Annotated in this window: 16 protein-coding genes; 6 read left to right on the forward strand and 10 right to left on the reverse strand. The window is 67.1% G+C overall.

The window, feature by feature from the left end; genetic code table 11:
- Positions 1–46: 46 nt before the first annotated feature.
- The 6 genes from NF551_RS11735 to mtrA all read right to left on the reverse strand — a co-directional run bounded on the left by NF551_RS11735 (position 47) and on the right by mtrA (position 7,381).
- Positions 47–1,255 carry a winged helix-turn-helix domain-containing protein gene (locus tag NF551_RS11735; RefSeq protein ID WP_227894491.1) on the reverse strand — a complete coding sequence of 403 codons (1,209 nt, stop codon included), beginning with the start codon at positions 1,253–1,255 and terminating at the stop codon, positions 47–49.
- 26 nt (positions 1,256–1,281) lie between these two features.
- On the reverse strand, positions 1,282–2,007 hold the full coding sequence (gene hpf / locus NF551_RS11740; protein WP_227894490.1) for a ribosome hibernation-promoting factor, HPF/YfiA family: 726 nt from the start codon (positions 2,005–2,007) through the stop codon (positions 1,282–1,284).
- 192 nt (positions 2,008–2,199) lie between these two features.
- Positions 2,200–3,063, reverse strand: coding sequence for a ComF family protein (locus NF551_RS11745; RefSeq protein ID WP_227894489.1), 864 nt, complete (start codon positions 3,061–3,063; stop codon positions 2,200–2,202).
- 182 nt (positions 3,064–3,245) lie between these two features.
- Positions 3,246–4,955, reverse strand: a complete 1,710-nt coding sequence (locus NF551_RS11750; RefSeq protein ID WP_227894488.1) for an LpqB family beta-propeller domain-containing protein — start codon at positions 4,953–4,955, stop codon at positions 3,246–3,248.
- Positions 4,948–6,585, reverse strand: a complete 1,638-nt coding sequence (mtrB, locus tag NF551_RS11755) for an MtrAB system histidine kinase MtrB (RefSeq protein ID WP_231704149.1) — start codon at positions 6,583–6,585, stop codon at positions 4,948–4,950. Before mtrB ends, NF551_RS11750 begins: the two co-directional genes overlap by 8 nt.
- 118 nt (positions 6,586–6,703) lie before the next feature.
- A complete protein-coding gene (gene mtrA / locus NF551_RS11760) occupies positions 6,704–7,381 on the reverse strand; it encodes an MtrAB system response regulator MtrA (protein ID WP_227894487.1) in 678 nt (225 codons plus the stop codon).
- Between the two features lie 638 nt (positions 7,382–8,019).
- Here mtrA and NF551_RS11765 point away from each other — a divergent pair.
- The 6 genes from NF551_RS11765 to NF551_RS11790 are packed head-to-tail and all read left to right on the forward strand — an operon-like array spanning position 8,020 to position 13,925.
- Positions 8,020–9,009, forward strand: coding sequence for a DUF7847 domain-containing protein (locus NF551_RS11765; RefSeq protein WP_227894486.1), 990 nt, complete (start codon positions 8,020–8,022; stop codon positions 9,007–9,009).
- Positions 9,010–9,015: 6 nt separating this feature from the next.
- Positions 9,016–9,705 (forward strand): DUF4129 domain-containing protein, encoded by a 690-nt coding sequence (locus NF551_RS11770; protein ID WP_227894485.1) that lies wholly within the window; start codon positions 9,016–9,018, stop codon positions 9,703–9,705.
- Positions 9,702–10,913 carry a DUF4350 domain-containing protein gene (locus NF551_RS11775; protein ID WP_227894484.1) on the forward strand — a complete coding sequence of 404 codons (1,212 nt, stop codon included), beginning with the start codon at positions 9,702–9,704 and terminating at the stop codon, positions 10,911–10,913. Before NF551_RS11770 ends, NF551_RS11775 begins: the two co-directional genes overlap by 4 nt.
- Positions 10,910–11,923 carry an AAA family ATPase gene (locus NF551_RS11780; protein ID WP_227894483.1) on the forward strand — a complete coding sequence of 338 codons (1,014 nt, stop codon included), beginning with the start codon at positions 10,910–10,912 and terminating at the stop codon, positions 11,921–11,923. Before NF551_RS11775 ends, NF551_RS11780 begins: the two co-directional genes overlap by 4 nt.
- An 11-nt stretch (positions 11,924–11,934) precedes the next feature.
- A complete protein-coding gene (locus NF551_RS11785) occupies positions 11,935–13,227 on the forward strand; it encodes a DUF58 domain-containing protein (protein ID WP_227894482.1) in 1,293 nt (430 codons plus the stop codon).
- Positions 13,228–13,244: 17 nt separating this feature from the next.
- Positions 13,245–13,925, forward strand: a complete 681-nt coding sequence (locus tag NF551_RS11790) for a DUF4166 domain-containing protein (RefSeq protein WP_227894481.1) — start codon at positions 13,245–13,247, stop codon at positions 13,923–13,925.
- A 5-nt stretch (positions 13,926–13,930) separates the two neighbouring features.
- Here the strand turns inward: NF551_RS11790 and NF551_RS11795 are convergent, their stop codons facing one another.
- The 4 genes from NF551_RS11795 to NF551_RS11810 form a co-directional block, all read right to left on the reverse strand.
- Positions 13,931–15,010 carry a uroporphyrinogen decarboxylase/cobalamine-independent methonine synthase family protein gene (locus NF551_RS11795; protein WP_227894480.1) on the reverse strand — a complete coding sequence of 360 codons (1,080 nt, stop codon included), beginning with the start codon at positions 15,008–15,010 and terminating at the stop codon, positions 13,931–13,933.
- On the reverse strand, positions 14,994–15,371 hold the full coding sequence (locus tag NF551_RS11800) for a chorismate mutase (protein ID WP_227894479.1): 378 nt from the start codon (positions 15,369–15,371) through the stop codon (positions 14,994–14,996). Before NF551_RS11800 ends, NF551_RS11795 begins: the two co-directional genes overlap by 17 nt.
- Positions 15,372–15,438: 67 nt before the next feature.
- Positions 15,439–16,575 (reverse strand): tRNA 2-thiouridine(34) synthase MnmA, encoded by a 1,137-nt coding sequence (gene mnmA / locus NF551_RS11805; protein ID WP_227894478.1) that lies wholly within the window; start codon positions 16,573–16,575, stop codon positions 15,439–15,441.
- Positions 16,572–17,798, reverse strand: a complete 1,227-nt coding sequence (locus tag NF551_RS11810; protein ID WP_227894477.1) for a cysteine desulfurase family protein — start codon at positions 17,796–17,798, stop codon at positions 16,572–16,574. Before NF551_RS11810 ends, mnmA begins: the two co-directional genes overlap by 4 nt.
- Positions 17,799–17,881: the final 83 nt, after the last annotated feature.

Genomic DNA, 17,881 nt, shown 5'->3' on the forward strand with positions numbered 1-17,881 from the left:
TCTACGTGAGAGACGTCCCGCAGGACGTCTGGGTTCCCGGCGTGGGTTACTCACGGCTAACGGCCAGTTTCAGGGCGGGCGCAAGGTTGCCCACAGGTCTTACCATAACCTCTCCGAGGTCCAGCCACCGTGCCATCAGGACTAATTCCGCAGCCAGCTCAACGGCGGTATCATCCGGTGCGTCCGCTTCCAGGTGGGCGGACTGGACCAGGAGCACTCCCCGGGCCCGGTCAGCTTTGAGGTCAACGCGCGCCGCGATCCTTTCCCTCAGCAGGAAGGGCAGCACGTAGTACCCGAAACGCCGTTTTGCCACAGGGGTATAGATTTCGATCCGGTAGTCGATCCCGAAGAGATCCCGCAGCCTCCGCCGGTCAAATACCAGCGAATCGAAGGGACTCAGCAGCCCGCGGCCGTGACAGCGGCGCGGGATGCGGGCAGCTGCATGCAGGAAGACCGGTGCCTTCCAGCCAGCGACCGAGGTTTCCTCCAGCGTCCCGCGTGCGGACAGGGTCCTGGCCGCCCCCAGGGTGTCCTGAACCGGCAGGCGGAAATAGTCGGCAAGTGCGTTTGCCGTGCCGACGCCAAGCGAACGTGCAGCCCTTTCCGTCAGCCGCAGCAGTGCTTCGCCGCGGTCGACGCCGTCTTCCAGGGACGCCGGCCCCTGCGGATGCACCGCGGCAGTCGGGGCGTAGAGCCGTTCAAACTGGGCAGTACGGCCGGCACTGGTAACGATCCCCTGTTCGAACAGGTCTTCCAGCACGCGCTTGACGACGCTCCAGTTCCATCCCCAGTGTGTTTTCTCCCTGTCGGCGGCGTGCCCCAGGAGCATTTCAGCCTGCCGCGCGGTGAGCGGATGTTTGTCTTCCAGCAATGCCAGCAACGCATCGGAGACGCTCCGGCGGAGTTCTTCCGGTTCCACGGAGCCCGCCCAGCTTCGCTTCTTCCAAAGGCGCAGGTCTGCGAACAGGTCCGGATGGATATAGCTCGCCTCGTGCGCCCAGTACTCCATCATGCGGCGCGGGTGGCGGGATGACATGCCGTCCAGCACCGTTCGGTCGTACGCGCCCAGCCGCGAGAAGTGCGGCAAATAGTGACTGCGGGCAAGGACATTGACGGAGTCGATCTGCAACAGGGCCAGGGAATCAAAAACGCGGCCCACCTGCCCGGGAGTCGGGCTGGCGGGCCGCGCTTTCGCAAACTGCTGTGCGCACAGAACCGCGCGGCGGGCCTGGTCCAGGGTCAGGGCGGCTGGCATGCCCCCATCCTAGACAGGCCCGGACCTCAGGCGGTGGCTTCGATCCCTTCTGTCACAACCGTGTTGTCGCGGTAACCGCGCATCTCTTCGCGCAATTCCTCTGCGCCTTCCGCGCACTTCGAATCCAGGGTGATGACGCCATAGGTCCATCCCTTCCGGCGGTACACCACCGAAGGCGCACCAGTTGCGGAATCCACGAACAGGTAGAAGTCGTGGCCGACCAGTTCCATGTTGTCGACGGCGTCGTCAAGGGTCATAGGGGCGCCCGGAAAGACCTTGCGGCGGATCAGCACCGGGCACTCGCCGGTCTGCATCTCCTGGTCGGCTTCATTGCCTTCCACGGGAGCCGGTTCTTCAGCGGCAACCTGCGCGGCGAGCGGCTCTGCTGTCCGGGCCGGTTCCAGCCCGGCGGTCGCCACGCGTACCGCGAGAGGGGTGTGCCGCCCGCGGTGGACCTTCCGCCGGTCGCTGGCGCGGCGGAGGCGCTCCATGAGCTTGCCGTAGGCGAGGTCAAAGGCGGCGAACTTATCGGCGGACGATGCTTCGGCACGGACTACCGGTCCGCGTCCAAGGACGGTCAATTCAACGGTGAGGGAGCTGTCGGCTTCGCGGATGTTCTCGTGCTTGGTAACCCGTGCATCAACCCGCTGCACCTTGTTTCCGAGGTTCTCCACCTTGCCGATCTTCTCGGCGGCGTACTGACGGAACCGATCGGATACTGCAACGTTGCGTCCGCTGATCATGAATTCCATGGTGCCCTCCAATATTCTTCGGTGACACAACAACGGCCGCTGCCAGTTTCCTTCGCAGCCGTTGCCGCAGGACTGCTCCTTTGCTTGAAACAGTCCATACCAACACGTTAGATCACCCCGAAAGTAAATTCACCTTCTGACCTTGGACGCTGTTCTTTTCCTTTCCCGACGTGGCCTGCTGCAACGCCATGGTCAACGGGCAGCTGAAGGCGCACGCGCTGCAGCAATGACGACGGCGCCCACCACCTCCGCTCCGGCGCCGCGCAGGGCACGCACAGCTTCGGCAACGGTGGCTCCGGTCGTCAGGACGTCATCGGCCACCACCACCTTCAGACCCCGAAGGGATCCAGGCGGACCCGCGGTCATGGTTCCGTGCACGTTGCGCCTCCGGGCCCGCGCTCCGAGCCCCTTCTGTCCCGCCGTCCGGGTGCGCAGCCATCCCGCTGCCTCGGCGCCTGGCCGGTACCGCACCAGCCGGCTGACGTGCGTCTTCCCGGGCAGCAGTCCGCGGCGGCCGACGTAACCAAGGATGAGGGCAAGCGGATCGTATCCGCGGCGGTAGCGTGCCTGCGTCTTCCCCGGAACCGGGACCACGTGGACACAATCCTGCCCGATGCCCGGAACCGAGTGCAGCGCGCGCGCCATCGCCGTGCCGAGGACAGGAACCAGATCTGTGTGGCCGTGGTTCTTGCAGGCGAGCAGCACCCGGGCCAGTGCCGTCCCGTAGCGGCCGGCCGCCGTCACCGAAAGAGGGCGGTATTGCGGTTCCTCGGAGCTGCCGTCCCGGGCCGGGCAGAAAGCGTCTGCGGCGGGATCCTCCTCCTGGAAAGGGAGCAGCCCTGCGCCGGAAGATGCCTCAAAGGGGCGCAGCGTGGCATGCCTGACCGCGGCAGCGCATCCGTTGCACAACGATTCGTCCGGCCGTGCGCACACGGCACACACCACCGGCAGCAGCACCGACCGCAATTCGCGGCAGGCCCGCAGCAGCCCGGCGGCGGCGGGGTGCTGGAGGACCCGATCCGCTTCCCGGAACGGAATCAAACGCGGAAAAGACATGTCCCCAGACTGCGGCCGAGGGGCCGCCGCCATGTAAAACGGACAGCAGCGGCGGACAAACGGAGGCTGTCCGGCCCTTCAGCCGGATATGTGGAGGAAGGGATGTCTGACGGACGGGAGGTATACCCGAGCGGTGCATACCCGAGGGGACCAGGCGGAAGCGCCGCCCGGGAGCGGACCCCCTAGCCCGGGAACGCCGGATCCCGCAGCCCGTCGATCTCCTTGATCCAGCCGTTGCCCAGTTTCTTGTAAATGGCGTCAGCGGTCTGCAGGAAGAGGTCTTCCGGGCCGTCACCACCGCTCAGGCTGAAGCCCCCGTCCCACGGCGCCAGGGTGCGGTTCTCCTCCGTTGGATCCAGGATGACCGGGGTAAGGCGCTCGTCCTGGCCCTTCTGCAGCGCAGCAACCGAGGTCTCGCCGACCCAGACAGCCGTCGTCACGGGATCGTCAGTCCAGACTTCCAACGGTGCCGTCAGCGTCTGCGGGGTGCCGCCAGAGGAGCGCACGACGCCGGCGATCAGGACGCGGGCCGTACCGTTCTGTTCCACCACCAGCAACGCACGGGCTCCGTCGCGTGAGATCCTCAGCTCCTTGACCTTCATCCCTTCGAGCCACGACGGTGTCAGTCCAGGCTGGCCGGAAGGCTTGAGGTCCGGTCCGACGGCGATCACTTTGCTCCCGGACGGCTCGTCCGAGGCGGACCAGATCCAGCCCTCTGGATCGACGCTTGGTGCGCTGAGGCCGCTTCCGGACGCCACGGGGGCGACGTCCTTGCCGGGACCTGTGACCAGCAGGGTGCCGGCGTCGCTGGAAAGGAAGGCGATTGTGGCCAGGTCCGCCGATACGGCGGGCTCCCGGGGGCCGTACTCACTGAGGTCAGGCAGGTTTTCGATGGGCACCGCCTGCCTGTCCTGGAAGAAGGTCAAGCTGTCGCCGGAGACTGCGATCTGGGTATCGCCGACGCGGGGATCATCCTGGACCGCCAGCAGGGAATCGTTCTCGGGTCCCAGGTCCACCGGGCGCTGGTTTACCGTCATCTCAACCGAATTCACGTTGTTGAGCTGGCGGAGGTTCTTTTCCAGCTGCAGCGCCATCTGCTGCCGGCTGAGGTCACTGGAATCCTCGAGGACCTCTGCCGAGAAGTCCACCGATGCCACACCTGAAACCACCGGAACGGCATCGCGGGCCAGAGACGTTTCCGCGGGGAAAGCGCTGGTCACTGCGCCCTGCAGGTAGGGAGCCGGTCCCGCGAGCATGGCGTTGACCACGGAGGCAGCTATGCCTGACCGGCGGATAAACCACCGGGTGTCCGGAACCCAGTAGCTGTAGGTGCTCGAGTAGAAGTACAGGTTATGGGCCTGGAACACCGTCGGGAACGTGACGTCCGAAATCATCACTCCGTTGGGAATGCCGCTGATGCGCCACTCGCCGTCCTGCTGCGCCAGCCGGACCTGGATGGTCTCTGTAGTCCCGGGGGCGGAATTCGTGCGTATGCCTCCGGCATTGACCGAAGCCACGACTTCGAGCTGGATCTGGAACGCATTGGGCTCGGGAAGCGGGACCACATTCGGGTCCGCGCCGTAAATCACGACCCGCTCGCCGGGAACCCAGGAGCTGGCGAGCTCGGCTGTGAGGAACTCGCGGGCCGCGCTGTAGTCCTCTCCGGCACCGACTCCGGCGGTAATGAAACCTTCGATGATTTCCTGCGGGCCGGCACCGTCTGCGGGGCCGGGAGGAGTGTAGCTGAGCTGGTTCGCGATGTTGCTGCCGCCCGCGCTGGGAGTAGCCGTGCCCACCGGCCCGACCGTGGGAATAGAGGAACACCCGGCCAGGAAAAGCATCACGGCGACGAGGAGTGCAGCGCGAAGGCGTCCGCGCAGTCCGCTAGTCATGGTGTTCCTCCGGATCAGGACTCACGAGTGCAGAGAGTGCGCGCGGCGGTGCCGGCAGCGACGTGTCCTGCGGGGAGAGGGGAACAGGCGACGCCGCGAACCCTTCGCCGTGCCGCCGCGGAAGCGTCAGGCGGAAGCAGGCACCGTTGCCCGGGCTGCCCCATGCTTCCAGCCAACCGTCATGCAGCCGGGCATCCTCCGCTGCAATGGCAAGGCCCAGGCCGCTGCCGCCGGTTGTCCGGGCGCGCGCCGGGTCCGCACGCCAGAAACGGTCGAAGACGCGCGCGGCGTCGTCGTCGCTCATTCCTATGCCGTAGTCGCGGACCGCCACGCCGACGGCGTCGGCATTGGTGGCGACAGCGATCTCCACGGGTTTGCCTTCACCGTGCTCCAGCGCATTGACGACCAGGTTGCGGACAATTCGTTCGACGCGGCGGGGATCCGCGTCGACTACTACCCGGTCCTCGCGGCAGACAATGCGCACCTCGGAACCGTTGTTCAGGGCCAGCGGCTCGGTGGCTTCCACAACGTCGCGGACGATTCCGAGGATATCCGCAGCCTCGAGGTCCGGTTCGGCTGCGCCGGCATCGAAGCGGCTGATTTCAAGCAGGTCGGCGAGCAGCGCCTGGAAGCGTTCCACCTGGTGGTAGAGCAGCTCCGTGGAGCGCTTGCTGATGGGATCAAACCCGTCGCGTGCGTCGTAAAGCACTTCGGCAGCCATCCGTACCGTGGTCAGCGGCGTCCGCAGTTCGTGGGAGACATCGGAGACGAAACCCTGCTGCATCCGGGAGAGCTGGGCGAGCTGGGTGATCTGGTCCTGCAGCGTGGCGGCCATGTGGTTGAAGGAGGCTGCGAGCCTGGCGACTTCGTCCTCGCCCTTGACCTCCATACGTTCCTGGAGCTCCCCCGCCGCAAGCTTTTCGGACACGGAGGCGGCGGCGCTGACGGCGCCGACGCCGGCCTTTGTGACAATCCAGGCGATCGTTCCGATAATTGCCAGGAACAGGCCGCCGGCGATCCAGAGGATCCGGTGGATGTCATCCAGGGTCTGCTGCATGGTGGAGAGGTCATAGATCAGGTAGAGCGCATATTCGGAGCGGTCCGGGGGCAGCGTGACCTTGGTGCCGAACGCCAATCCGGGTTCGCCGTAGGCAAGCGCCAGGGCGGACCAGTGAACGACGTCCTCGCCGTCCGGATCCATGGCGTTGATGGAATCGCTCAGCGGTGCCGGGATCCCGCTGGCAGTGATGCCGTCACCCAGCGGAGAAACGTAGAGGTTGTCCTGTCCGGGCAAGGGCGTCAGCAGGTAGCGGCGCGGGGTTTCGGCACCGCGTCCCTCGAGCAGGGAAAGCGTGTTGGACACCAGGCGTTCGGTGCCTTCGCGGTCCACGGCTGCGGTGGTCCGGAAGTTTTCCTTGACGCTGCTCAGGCCGGCAGTTGCTTCGGCACGGAACTGTGTCAGGCGCTCCTCATACAGGGCGCCGGCAATCTGGTGGGACAGGAAAGCCCCGATTCCGCCGGACGCCAGGGTCACCAGGAGCAGGGTCGCCAGGACGGTTTTGAACTGCAGCGACCGCCGCCACCGCACGGCAACCCGCGCCAGGGTTGCCCGGTAGGCGGATTCCGCCATTCGGCGCAGGGCAGCCGCGGCCCGGGCCCGGCGCTCCGCGCCAATCCATTGACCGGCCCATGAACCGGTCTTTTTGCCGTCGGCGGCGCCGGGCTCCGCCGGGGAGGCGGAGCTGGAACTAGTTCTGGCCGGCTTTGTAACCGACACCGCGCACCGTCAGGACAATTTCGGGCGCCTCAGGATCGCGCTCGATTTTGGAGCGCAGCCGCTGCACATGGACGTTGACCAGCCGGGTATCGGCCGCGTGGCGGTAGCCCCACACCTGTTCCAGCAGCATTTCCCGTGTGAAGACCTGCCAGGGTTTGCGCGCCAGCGCCACCAGCAGGTCGAATTCCAGCGGCGTCAGCGCAATCCGGTCGGTGCCGCGTGACACGGAGTGCCCTGCAACGTCGATGCTGATTTCGCCAATTGAAAGCGTCTCCGGCGACTTCGAATCGACCGGGCGCAGCCTGGCCCGGACGCGTGCCACGAGTTCGGCGGGCTTGAAGGGCTTCGGGACGTAGTCATCCGCCCCGGATTCAAGACCGCGGACGACGTCGGCGGTGTCGGATTTAGCGGTCAGCATCACGATGGGAAGGTCGGACTCCGCGCGGATCTGCCGGCAGACTTCGATGCCGTCAATACCGGGCAGCATCAGGTCCAGGAGCACCAGGTCGGGCTTGGTGCTGCGGAAGATTTCAAGGGCCTGCGCACCGTCGGAGCAGAAAACGGGATCGAACCCGTCGTTGCGCAGCACGATGCCGATCATTTCCGCCAGGGCTTCGTCGTCGTCTACGACCAGTATCCGTGCCTTCATGCTTTCCAGTTCCCCACTTACTTCCTGCCCCTGATGGGCAATCGACGCCTGCAGCCCGCGCCGGGCATGTCCGTTCCTTGCCCACTGCGGCAGCGGCCGTTAGGGCTTGCGCCGGCGCGCAGGCGGGGCACGCCGGAATGCCCATGTTATCCCTATCATCCCCGGCGGCATATTTTTGCAGCGGCCCGCCGGGTCCCGGGGAACGCGGACAGAAACTATAGTCGGACAAGGACAAACAACAGCAAGTGCGGACAAGGCGGGGGCCAGGCATGAGTCAGAACAATCACAACCAACCCGATCCGGGGGCGGGCGACGGTAGTTCCGACGCGTCGCAGCCACCCCTTCCGCCTACGGGTTCGCAGCAGCCGCAATGGGGTCAGCAGCCCCAATGGGGCCAGCAGCCTCCTTGGCCGCAGCCGCAGTGGGGACAGTATGCTCCCCCGCCCCAGCCCCAATGGGGCCAGCAGGCTCCCCCGCAGCAGCCTTGGGGCACGCCCCCTCCTCCAGGCGCCCCAGCGCCTGGCCAAAGTCCCTATGGCCCGGCCTTTCCCGGTCAGGCCGGCTACGGTCCCGGGCAGTACTCAGCACCGCCGAAACCCGGAGTCATTCCGCTGCGTCCGCTGGGTCTGGGCGAGATCATGGACGGTGCCTTCCAGGCATGCCGCCGCAATCCGGCGGCAACGTTCGGCACGGCCATCATCATCCAGGCCGTCATCGCTGTACTGAGCGTGGTCTTCGGCCAGTCCCTCATCGGTTCACTGGAGGTCCTGGACACGCAGGCGGAGCTCACCGACGCCCAGGCCATTTCGTTCGGGGCGTCTGTGCTGACCGGCGGCACCGTGCTGACCATCATCTCCGCGATCGGAATCCTGGCGATGCAGGGACTGCTCGTCATTCCTGTGGCCCGTGCGATCCTCAACCTCAAGACCGGCCTGGGGCAGACCTGGCGCCTGGCCAAGGGGTCCTACCTCCGCCTGGCGGGCATGGCCCTGCTCATGCTCGCTGCTTCCATCGCCGGGCTGGCAGCCTTCGTCTTCGCCGTCGTTTTCGTCATTGAGTTCCTGGGCACCTCCGGAGTCGTCCTCACGGTGCTGGGAGTCCTGGCGGTCATCGCCGTCTTCGCCTGGCTGACGGTCAAACTCGCCCTGGCACCCGCTGCCCTGGTCCTGGAACCGCGCGGGATTTTCGCCGCCGTGGGCCGGTCCTGGTCGCTGACCCGGGGCAACTGGTGGCGCACCTTCGGCATCCTGATCCTCACCAGCATCATCGTCTCCATCATCGTCTCCGTGATCAGCACGCCTATCACCATGCTGGTCACCCTGTTCGCCTCGTTCGGATCCGGCGATGCCGCCGGGGACGACCTCTCGACGATCCTGCCCGTCCTGGTCCTGACCACGGCCATCTCGGCGTTCTTCGGAGCAATCGGGTACGCCTTCCAAGCCGCCGTGACCTCCCTGTTGTACGTCGACCTCCGCATGCGCCGGGAAGGCTTCGACGTCGTGCTGATGCGGGAGCAGGAACACGCTGCGAGCGGGGATCCCGACGACGTTCCGGGCCGCGGCGGCCACGGCCAGTTCCCTGTTCCTCCGGGCCCGTGGCCCGGCGGACGAGCCGCCGGGTCCCGCTAGGCGCTCATGATTTTCCCCCTCTATCTCCGTTCCGCCGTGCCGTTTGACGTGCCGGTGGAACCCGACGACCGGCAAGCCCGCCAGTGGCTGGAAACCGAGCTCGCCCGACCCGAATACCAGGATGCCCGGCCGGGTTGGGCGGAGCAGTTGATCGCCGCTGTGTTGGAGTGGCTGGGCGACGTGCTTTCCGGCATCCAGGGCCTGGGGTCCGGCACCGGTGTCCTGCTGCTGGGTCTCGGCGCACTGGTGGTGCTGGCGTTTGCCGTGCTTGTCATTCGGCCGCGCCTGAACGCCCGGCGCAAGCCCCCGGAAGGAATCTTCGAAGACGCTGCCGCCGAGCAGGACGCCGCAGGACACCGGCAGCTTGCCGAGCACGCGGCTGCGGCCGGAGACTGGGACACCGCGCTTGCCGAACGTCTGCGGGCAGTCCTTCGCTCAGCCGAGGAGCGCGTCATCCTGGACCGCAGGCCGGGACGCACGGCCAGCGAAGCAGGAGCAGCCCTAAGCTCGGTTTTTCCGACCGCAGGGACCGATATTCGCTGGCTGAGCGCCCGCTTCGACGAGGTCAAGTACGGCGGCGCGCATGCCGGAGCAGCGGATTCCGAGCGGGCCGCCCGGCTCGACGCCGAGCTGCTGCGGACTGAACCTGTCCAGGCGCACCTCCGCACAGATCCGGCTTTGGCGGTGCCGAAATGAGCAGCACAGCACTCCCGCACAGCACGTCTGGCGGAACCGCTGCCCTCCCAGCACGGACACCGGGGAGCCTGCGGCGCAGGCTGCGGGCCTGGCGGGTCTGGATCATCCTTGCACTGGTCCTGGCGGGCGGAGTCGCGCTGAGCCTGCTGACCTCTGCGGGTGAGGACCGGATCCCGCTCTCAGCGGATAACCCCGCTCCGGACGGCGCCAAGGCGGCAGCGAGCGTGCTTCGTGCACAGGGTGTCGACGTCGTGGTCCCGGCGGACTACGACGCGGCCCTGGAAGCGCTGGAGTCCGGCGGAGCGACGCTCCTGCTCCTTGATCCGAACGAGTATCTGGACAGCGGCCAGCTCGGGCGCCTGGCCGGTGCTGCGGACAAAACTGTCCTGGTGGAGCCCACGTTCCTCCAGCTCGCGGAGCTGGCACCGGATGTTGCCCAGGCAGGACTGGTTCCCGAGACCCTGCTGGAATCCGGTTCCGCGCCGGCGGCGGACTGCTCTGCCCCTGCCGCAGCAGCGGCCGGGTCCGTTACTGCCGGGGGCCTGGCCTACCGCGGCCCTGTCACCTGTTTTCCGGTCACCGGGAGCAGCGAACCCGCTGCCGGGCTTTATGCTTCCTCCGCGGACGGATCGGACACCGTCTTCGGCTTCACCGGACTGCTCGCAAACGAAACGATCACCCGGGACGGCAACGCCGCCCTGGCGCTGCATGTCCTGGGAAGTACGGACACCCTGGTCTGGTACCTCCCGGTTCCGGCGGACATCCTGCCGGGCGCCGCTCCGGCAAACCCCTTTTCCCTGCTTCCTGCGTGGGTGGATCCGCTGCTCATCTGGACGCTCGTCGTCGCAGCGGCGGCTATCTTCTGGCGCGGGCGGCGGCTTGGGCCGCTGGCCCTGGAACCGATGCCGGTGGTGGTGCGCGCTGCTGAGACAGCGGACGGCAGGGCGCGCCTGTACCAGGACAGCCGTGCACTGGACCGAGCCGCGGCCAATCTTCGTGCGGCCACGCTCGTCCGGCTCGCCGCACGTCTGAGGCTCGGCCCGGGAAGCACCGCCGCCGCCGTCGTTGATGCCGCGGCGCGTTCAAGCGGACGCTCCGCCACCGATATCGATAACCTGCTCAACCGCCATGTACCTGCAACTGACCGTGACCTGGTGACCTGGTCCCAGGAACTTTTGGACCTAGAGGAAGCGATAACCGAACCATGACCCAGCAGTACTCCTCCCCCGCCGGCGGGGTCCAGCCAGGCAGCACCCTGGACGAAGAAGCCGAGAGTGCCCGCCGGGCGCTGCAGGCCGTCCGGCAGGAAGTGGCCAAGGCCGTCGTGGGGCAGGACGCCGCCGTGACAGGACTGATCATCGCGTTGCTGGCTCGCGGACACGTGCTGCTGGAGGGTGTGCCGGGCGTTGCCAAGACGCTGCTGGTCCGCACCCTCGCGGCCGCGCTGTCCCTTGAAACGAACCGGGTCCAGTTCACTCCGGACCTGATGCCCGGTGACGTCACCGGTTCGCTCATTTACGACGGCCGCTCGGCGGAGTTCAGCTTCCGCGAGGGACCCGTTTTCACGAATATCCTGCTCGCCGACGAAATCAACCGCACACCGCCCAAGACCCAGGCGTCCCTGCTGGAAGCGATGGAGGAACGCCAGGTCACCGTTGACGGCGTCTCCCGCGCGTTACCCGACCCGTTCATGGTCGCTGCAACGCAGAACCCGGTGGAATACGAGGGGACCTATCCGCTGCCCGAAGCCCAGCTGGACCGTTTCCTGCTGAAGATGACGTTGGACCTGCCCGGCAGGGACGACGAGATCGAAGTCATCCGCCGGCACGGAAGCGGGTTCGATCCCCGGAACCTTGGCGCAGCCGGCGTCCGGCCGGTAGCCGGCGAGACGGACCTCCGGCACGCCCGGGAAGCCGTTTCCCGGGTGGAGGTGGCACCTGAAGTCCTGGGCTACATCGTCGACCTGGTCCGGGCGACCCGTTCTGCGCCGTCGTTCCAGCTAGGTGTCTCTCCCCGCGGTGCGACGGCGCTGCTCAACACCGCCCGCGCCTGGGCCTGGCTCTCCGGCCGGACCTTCACGACGCCCGACGACGTCAAGGCCCTGACGCTGCCGGCCCTGCGGCACCGCGTGGCGCTGCGGCCCGAAGCGCAGATGGACGGAGTCAGCGTGGACGACGTGCTCGGGAGCATCCTCGCAACCGTCCCGGTACCCCGGTAGGCGGAGGCACCGTGGCTGTTTCAGGACGCTTTGTCCTCCTCGCCGCAGCGGGTGCAGTGGCCGTAGTCCTGTTTCCGGGCGCAGCCGCCATCTTCGGCTGGCTGGGAATCCTTGCCCTGGCTGCGGGCGCCGACCTGGCCCTGGCGGTGTCCCCGCGGAGCCTGCGGCTTCAGCGCGACGTGCCGGAGAGTTCCCGGCTCGGTGAGGAGGTGCGGACAGCCCTCACCGTGCACAACCTCTCCGGCCGCACGCTCCACGCGGTGCTGCGCGATGCCTGGCAGCCCTCCGCCGGAGCACGGGATTCAGTGCGCCGCCTGACGGTGCCGGCCCGGGAAGCCCGCCAAACGGCAGGCATCCTGAGGCCGGAACGGCGGGGCGAACTGCGCACCGCACACGTCACGGTCCGTTCCTTTGGCCCGCTGGGGCTGGCAGCGCGCCAGCGCACCATCCCCTACCCCGGATCACTGCGCGTGCTGCCCGCGTTCCACTCCAAACGCCACCTGCCCGCCAAGCTGCGCCGGCTGCGTGAGCTCGACGGAAACGCATCCGTGCAGCTTCGAGGAAACGGTACGGAATTCGATTCGCTGCGCGACTATGTGCGCGGTGATGACGTGCGCTCCATCGACTGGCGGGCGACGGCGAGGCGCCGGGACACGGTGGTGCGTACCTGGCGTCCGGAGCGGGACCGCCGGGTGATCATGGTGCTGGACACCTCGCGGACCTCGGCGGCCCGGATCCTTGATGAGCCCCGGCTCGACACCGGGATTGAGGCCGCGCTCCTGCTGGGGATGCTGGCCCGCGGGGGCGGCGACCGGGTCGATTTCCTGGCCCTCGACCGGCGGGTGCGGGCACGCGTGGACTCCACGGCCAAGGGAAACCTGCTCAGCCGGCTGGTCAACGCCATGGCTCCGCTGGAACCGGAACTGGTGGAGGCGGACCTCTCCCTGCTGCCCGGCGTCATCGCCTCCGTCTCCTCGCGCCGCTCCCTGGTAGTGCTCATCACCTCTTTGGATGCCGGCGCCGTGGAGGAGGGCCTGCTTCCGGTCCTCCCCCGGCTGCTGGCCCGGCATGTGGTGGTTATCGCCTCGGTGCGCGATCCTGCACTGGACGAACTGCGGGCCGCCCGGGGTTCAGCCGGCGATGTTTTCCGTGCAGCCGCGGCGGAACGGGCCCTGCTGGACCGGGCAGCTGTCACCGCACAGCTGAAGTCCATGGGAGCAGAAGTAGTGGATGAAACTCCCCATGAGCTTCCTCCGAAACTTGCGGACATGTATATCCGGCTCAAGGCTTCCGGGCGGCTCTAGCGGCGTAGGGTGGAGGCATGAGCGAAGGGTCCCTGTACCGCCGTGCGCTCGGCGCAGAATTCGACAAGCTCCAGCCGCAGCTGCAGGACTATTTCTCGCTACAGCCGGATGAGGGACGCTATGGGCTGGGGATTGGGACGTTCGAGGTCGCCGGCAGTCCACGCCCGGCGCTGCGTCCGCTCCTCTCAGCCCTGCCGGTGAGGAACGCGTTCTTTCCGGATTTCGGCCGGGATGTTCCGTTCACCATCCGCAACTATGCCCACCGCGACCCGTTCGGCCGCTCGTCGCTGACCGCTGTGCGCAGCTTCCGCTTCGACAGCGGAGAACGCATCTTTGAGGACACCACGTCGCTGACCTCCCCTGCCGGCCTCACGGACTATGTCGGGCGGCGCCGGAACCTCGCCACCGACCTGACACTGGCCGTCTCCGGGGACGGCAGGATGCACATGCATTCCCCGCATACCAGGCTGTTCCTCGGACGCCTGCGCATCCCCGTGCCGGTGCTGGCGGGCGCCGATGCCCACGCTGAGCAGTGGTGGGACGAGGACTTAGGCCGTTTCCGGATCCGCACGCTGGTCCGGCAGCGGCAGCTCGGCACCGTCTTTGTCTACGACGGCAGCTTTACCTACGGGTACCGGGAGTTCGACGGCGTGCTGCCGCCGGACGTGGAACCGGAAAAGTGGGAGAGACGGCTCTAGGCGGCTTAGCTTTCCGCCGCCAGCTGGTCCAGGGCCGAGGCAGTCTGGGTCAGACGTTCCAGCACCCGCCGTGCCGCCGGCGGAGCCAGCTCTGCCAGCTCGCCGTCCGGCATGATCCGAAGGGCGGCAAGATCGCGCAGCGGCAGGCCCACCCGGGTCCAGCCGCGCGTAATGTCCTCCACCAGTGCCGTGACCTGCCTGGGTTCGGCGCCCGGAGCCGGCAGCGGGAGCGCACCGAGCCAGATCTGCTTTCCGGCTTCAACGGCTTCGGCTATGCCTTCCCAGTCCCTGTCCGTCAGGCGCCGCAGCGGCAGGGCCACGCCGTCGGCTCCAGCCCCGAGTGCCAGGTCCAGCCCCGATGCCGGGCTGCCGTGCCCGGCGGCAGGCAGGTTCAGGATGACCTGCGCCGCACCGGCCTCCGAGAGCGCGTCCCGCACCATGGCCCACAGAATCGATGCCTCCTGGTTGGGTACCCGGCGAAGCGTCCGGTAACCGCTGGCGGTCGGGATCCGCCCGCCAAGGATCTTGTCCACAGCCGGTTCGTCCAGCTGGACCACCAGTGACGCGCCGCGGGACACGGCCGCAACCCGTTCCACGAAACCGGCTGCCCCTGCGGACAGCGACTCTGCCAGCTCCCGGCGGGCTCCGGCGTCGGACAACGCGCGTTCCCCGTTGTGCAGGTACAGCTCCGAGGCCAGCGTCAGGGGTCCCCGGAGAGAGACCTTCAGTTCTCGGCCGGGGTCGTCCTCTTCGCCGATAACGTCGGCCAGCGCGTTGATGTCACGTGAGAGCAGCGAAACCGCCCGCCGCTGGTCCATTCCCGGACGGTCCACCAGCCGCCAGCCGTGCGGCTGCAGGTCAACGGGCAGGTCAACGAGCATTGAGGCGGTTCGGCCGGCCGCATCGGCACCGATACCGCGCTGGGGCAGCTCGACGAGGAACGGAAGGTGGGGATTCCCGAGTTCCCCGCGGATGGTTTTGGCTGCTTCCACCGGGTCGCTGCCCGGCCAGGAGCCGGCAGCGGTCGCGGTGACCCCTGACGGTTCAGGAGCGGACACCGCCTCGCGCTCAGGCTCCGGCTGCATTGCTTCCGCCGTTGCGGGTCTCGGAAATTGCCTGATGGTGGCGGATGACTTCACTGATGATGAAGTTCAGGAATTTTTCCGCGAAGGCAGGATCCAGATGGGCGTCTTCAGCCAGGCGGCGCAGCCGGGCGATCTGCGCGACTTCGCGTCCCGGGTCGGCGGGAGGAAGGTGGTGTTCGGCCTTGAGGTGCCCCACCCGCTGGGTCGCCTTGAATCGCTCGGCCAGCAGATAGACCAGCGTGGCATCGATGTTGTCTATGCTGCTGCGCATAGCGAGCAGTTCGGCCATGACCTCATCCGCCACTTTTCCGGAAAGGGAGCTGGCTTTGGGGTCGAAATCATCGGCTGGTGCAGTACTCATTCCACCAGTTTAGGTCCAGCCGCCGGGACTCGATTCCAGGTTACGCCGGGGGCGTTCGGCACGCCTCTCAGGAGACTGCGGTTGGATCCCATTCCAGCGAGCGGGCAGAATCGATGGTCGCCTGGCCCAGGACCCGGGTGCCCTGGTAAATGACTACCGTCTGTCCGGGCGCGACGCCGCGCATTGGCTCGTTCAGCCGGACCACCAGTTCGCTGCGGCCCTCCGGGCCGGTCTCCATCCAGGCAGTCGCGGGCACGGGATCCCCGTGTGCCCGGACCTGGGCAGTGCATTCGAAGACTTCGCCGGTTTCGACTTCCCGGATCGGCAGGCCGGCCCAGGAGACCTTGATGCCGCGCATCTGGTCGATGTCCAGGAGCTTTTCCGGACCCACGATAACCTTGTTCTCCTTGGGCCGGATCTCCAGTACGAAACGCGGCTTACCGTCCGCAGCGGGACGTCCCAGCTTCAGTCCCTTGCGCTGGCCGACAGTAAACGCGTTGGCGCCCGGGTGTGTGCCGAGGGTTTCGCCGGAGGGATCGACGATCTCTCCCTCGCTCATGTCGATGCGTTCCTCGAGCCAGCCGCGGGTGTCGCCGTCTGGAATGAAGCAGATGTCGTGGCTGTCCGGCTTGTTGGCGACGGAGAGTCCGCGGCGCTCCGCCTCTGCCCGGACCTCGGCCTTGGACGGAGTGTCGGCCAGCGGGAACATCGCGTGCTTGAGCTGTTCATGGGTCAGCACGCCCAGGACGTAGGACTGGTCCTTGGCCCAGTCTGCGGCCCGGTGCAGTTCCGGATTGCCGTCGGCGTCGGTGATGACCTTGGCATAGTGTCCGGTGCATACGGCGTCGAACCCGAGTGCGAGCGCCTTCTCCAGCAGCGCGGCGAACTTGATCCGCTCGTTGCAGCGCATGCACGGATTGGGGGTGCGCCCGGCGGCGTATTCGGCGACGAAGTCATCCACCACGTCTTCCTTGAACCGCTCCGAGAAGTCCCAGACGTAGTAAGGAATACCCAGGATGTCGCACGCACGCCAGGCATCGCGGGAGTCCTCGATGGTGCAGCAGCCCCGGCTGCCGGTACGCAGCGTCCCGGGCATGCGGGAGAGTGCCAGGTGGACCCCGACGACGTCGTGTCCTGCCTCCACTGCCCGTGCTGCGGCCACGGCGGAATCGACGCCGCCGCTCATTGCTGCCAAAACCTTCATGAAGAAAAACCTGTCCCTGCTGTTCGGATGCTGCTTTCGCTGCCGGCCATGCCGGCCTTCTTGGCCCGTTCATAGGCCTCGGGCAGCGCGTCTATCAAGGCGTCAACGTCCTCGGCCGTGGATGTATGCCCCAGGCTGAAACGCTGGGCTCCCCTGGCCTCGGCCTCGGTGAGTCCCATGGCCAGCAGTACGTGCGAAGGCCGGGGAACGCCTGCAGTGCAGGCCGAACCGGTGGACGACTCTACGCCAGCCAGGTCGAGAAGGAAAAGCAGCGAATCCCCCTCGCAGCCCGGGAAGGTGAAATGGGCGTTTCCCGGCAGGCGGCGGGTGCCTTCCTCGTCGTCGCGCGCTCCGCGCAGGACGGCGTCGGGCACCACGCGTTCGACGGCGCTGATCAGGTAGTTGCGCAGCGTGCGCAGCCGCCGGCTTTCCTCACCGAGGTTCTCGGTGGCGTCACGCGCGGCAGCGGCAAATGCCGCGATGCCGGGTTTATCGAGTGTTCCGGACCGGATGTCGCGTTCCTGCCCGCCGCCATGCAGCACCGGTGTGAGCTTCACGGCCCGGCCGACGACCAGGGCCCCCACGCCAACGGGACCGCCGATCTTGTGCCCGCTGACAGCCATGGTGTCCAGTCCGGAGTCCCGGAAGTCCACGGGTACGGCCCCGAAGGCCTGCACGGCGTCCGAATGCACCGGAACGCCGTAGGTGTGGGCGAGTTCCACCAGGGCCGGAATGTCCTGGAGAGTCCCTACTTCGTTGTTGGCCCACATAACGGTCAGGAGCGCGGTCTCCCCGGCATGCGCTTCCAGTTCCTGCCGCACTGCCTCCAGCGGAACAACGCCCTCGGAATCCACCGGAAGCCAGGTAACGGTGGCACCCTCATGCTTTTCCAGCCATTCCACCGTGTCCAGGACGGCGTGGTGTTCCACCGGGGAGCACAAAATCCGGGTGCGTTTCGGGTCGGCATCCCGGCGGGACCAGTACAGCCCCTTTACGGCGAGGTTGTCTGCCTCGGTTCCTCCGGAGGTAAAAACAACTTCCGAAGGATGGCAGCCCAGCGCCGCGGCCAGGGTTTCCCGCGAGTCCTCGACCACCATCCGGGCGCGCCTGCCGGAGCCGTGCAGCGAAGATGGATTGCCGCTGCGGCTCAGTTCAGTGGTGAGTGCGGCGAGGGCCGAAGCCGAGATCGGCGTGGTCGCCGCGTGGTCAAGGTACACGGGCACCAGACAATTCTAGCGGGTTGTTCCCCGGCCACGGGCTAGAATTGGTTCTCCGCTGGGCAGCGAACCGAATCGGCCACTGCAGC

It is taken from the genome of Arthrobacter caoxuetaonis (assembly GCF_023921125.1).
In the GTDB taxonomy this organism is placed as follows: domain Bacteria; phylum Actinomycetota; class Actinomycetes; order Actinomycetales; family Micrococcaceae; genus Arthrobacter_B; species Arthrobacter_B caoxuetaonis.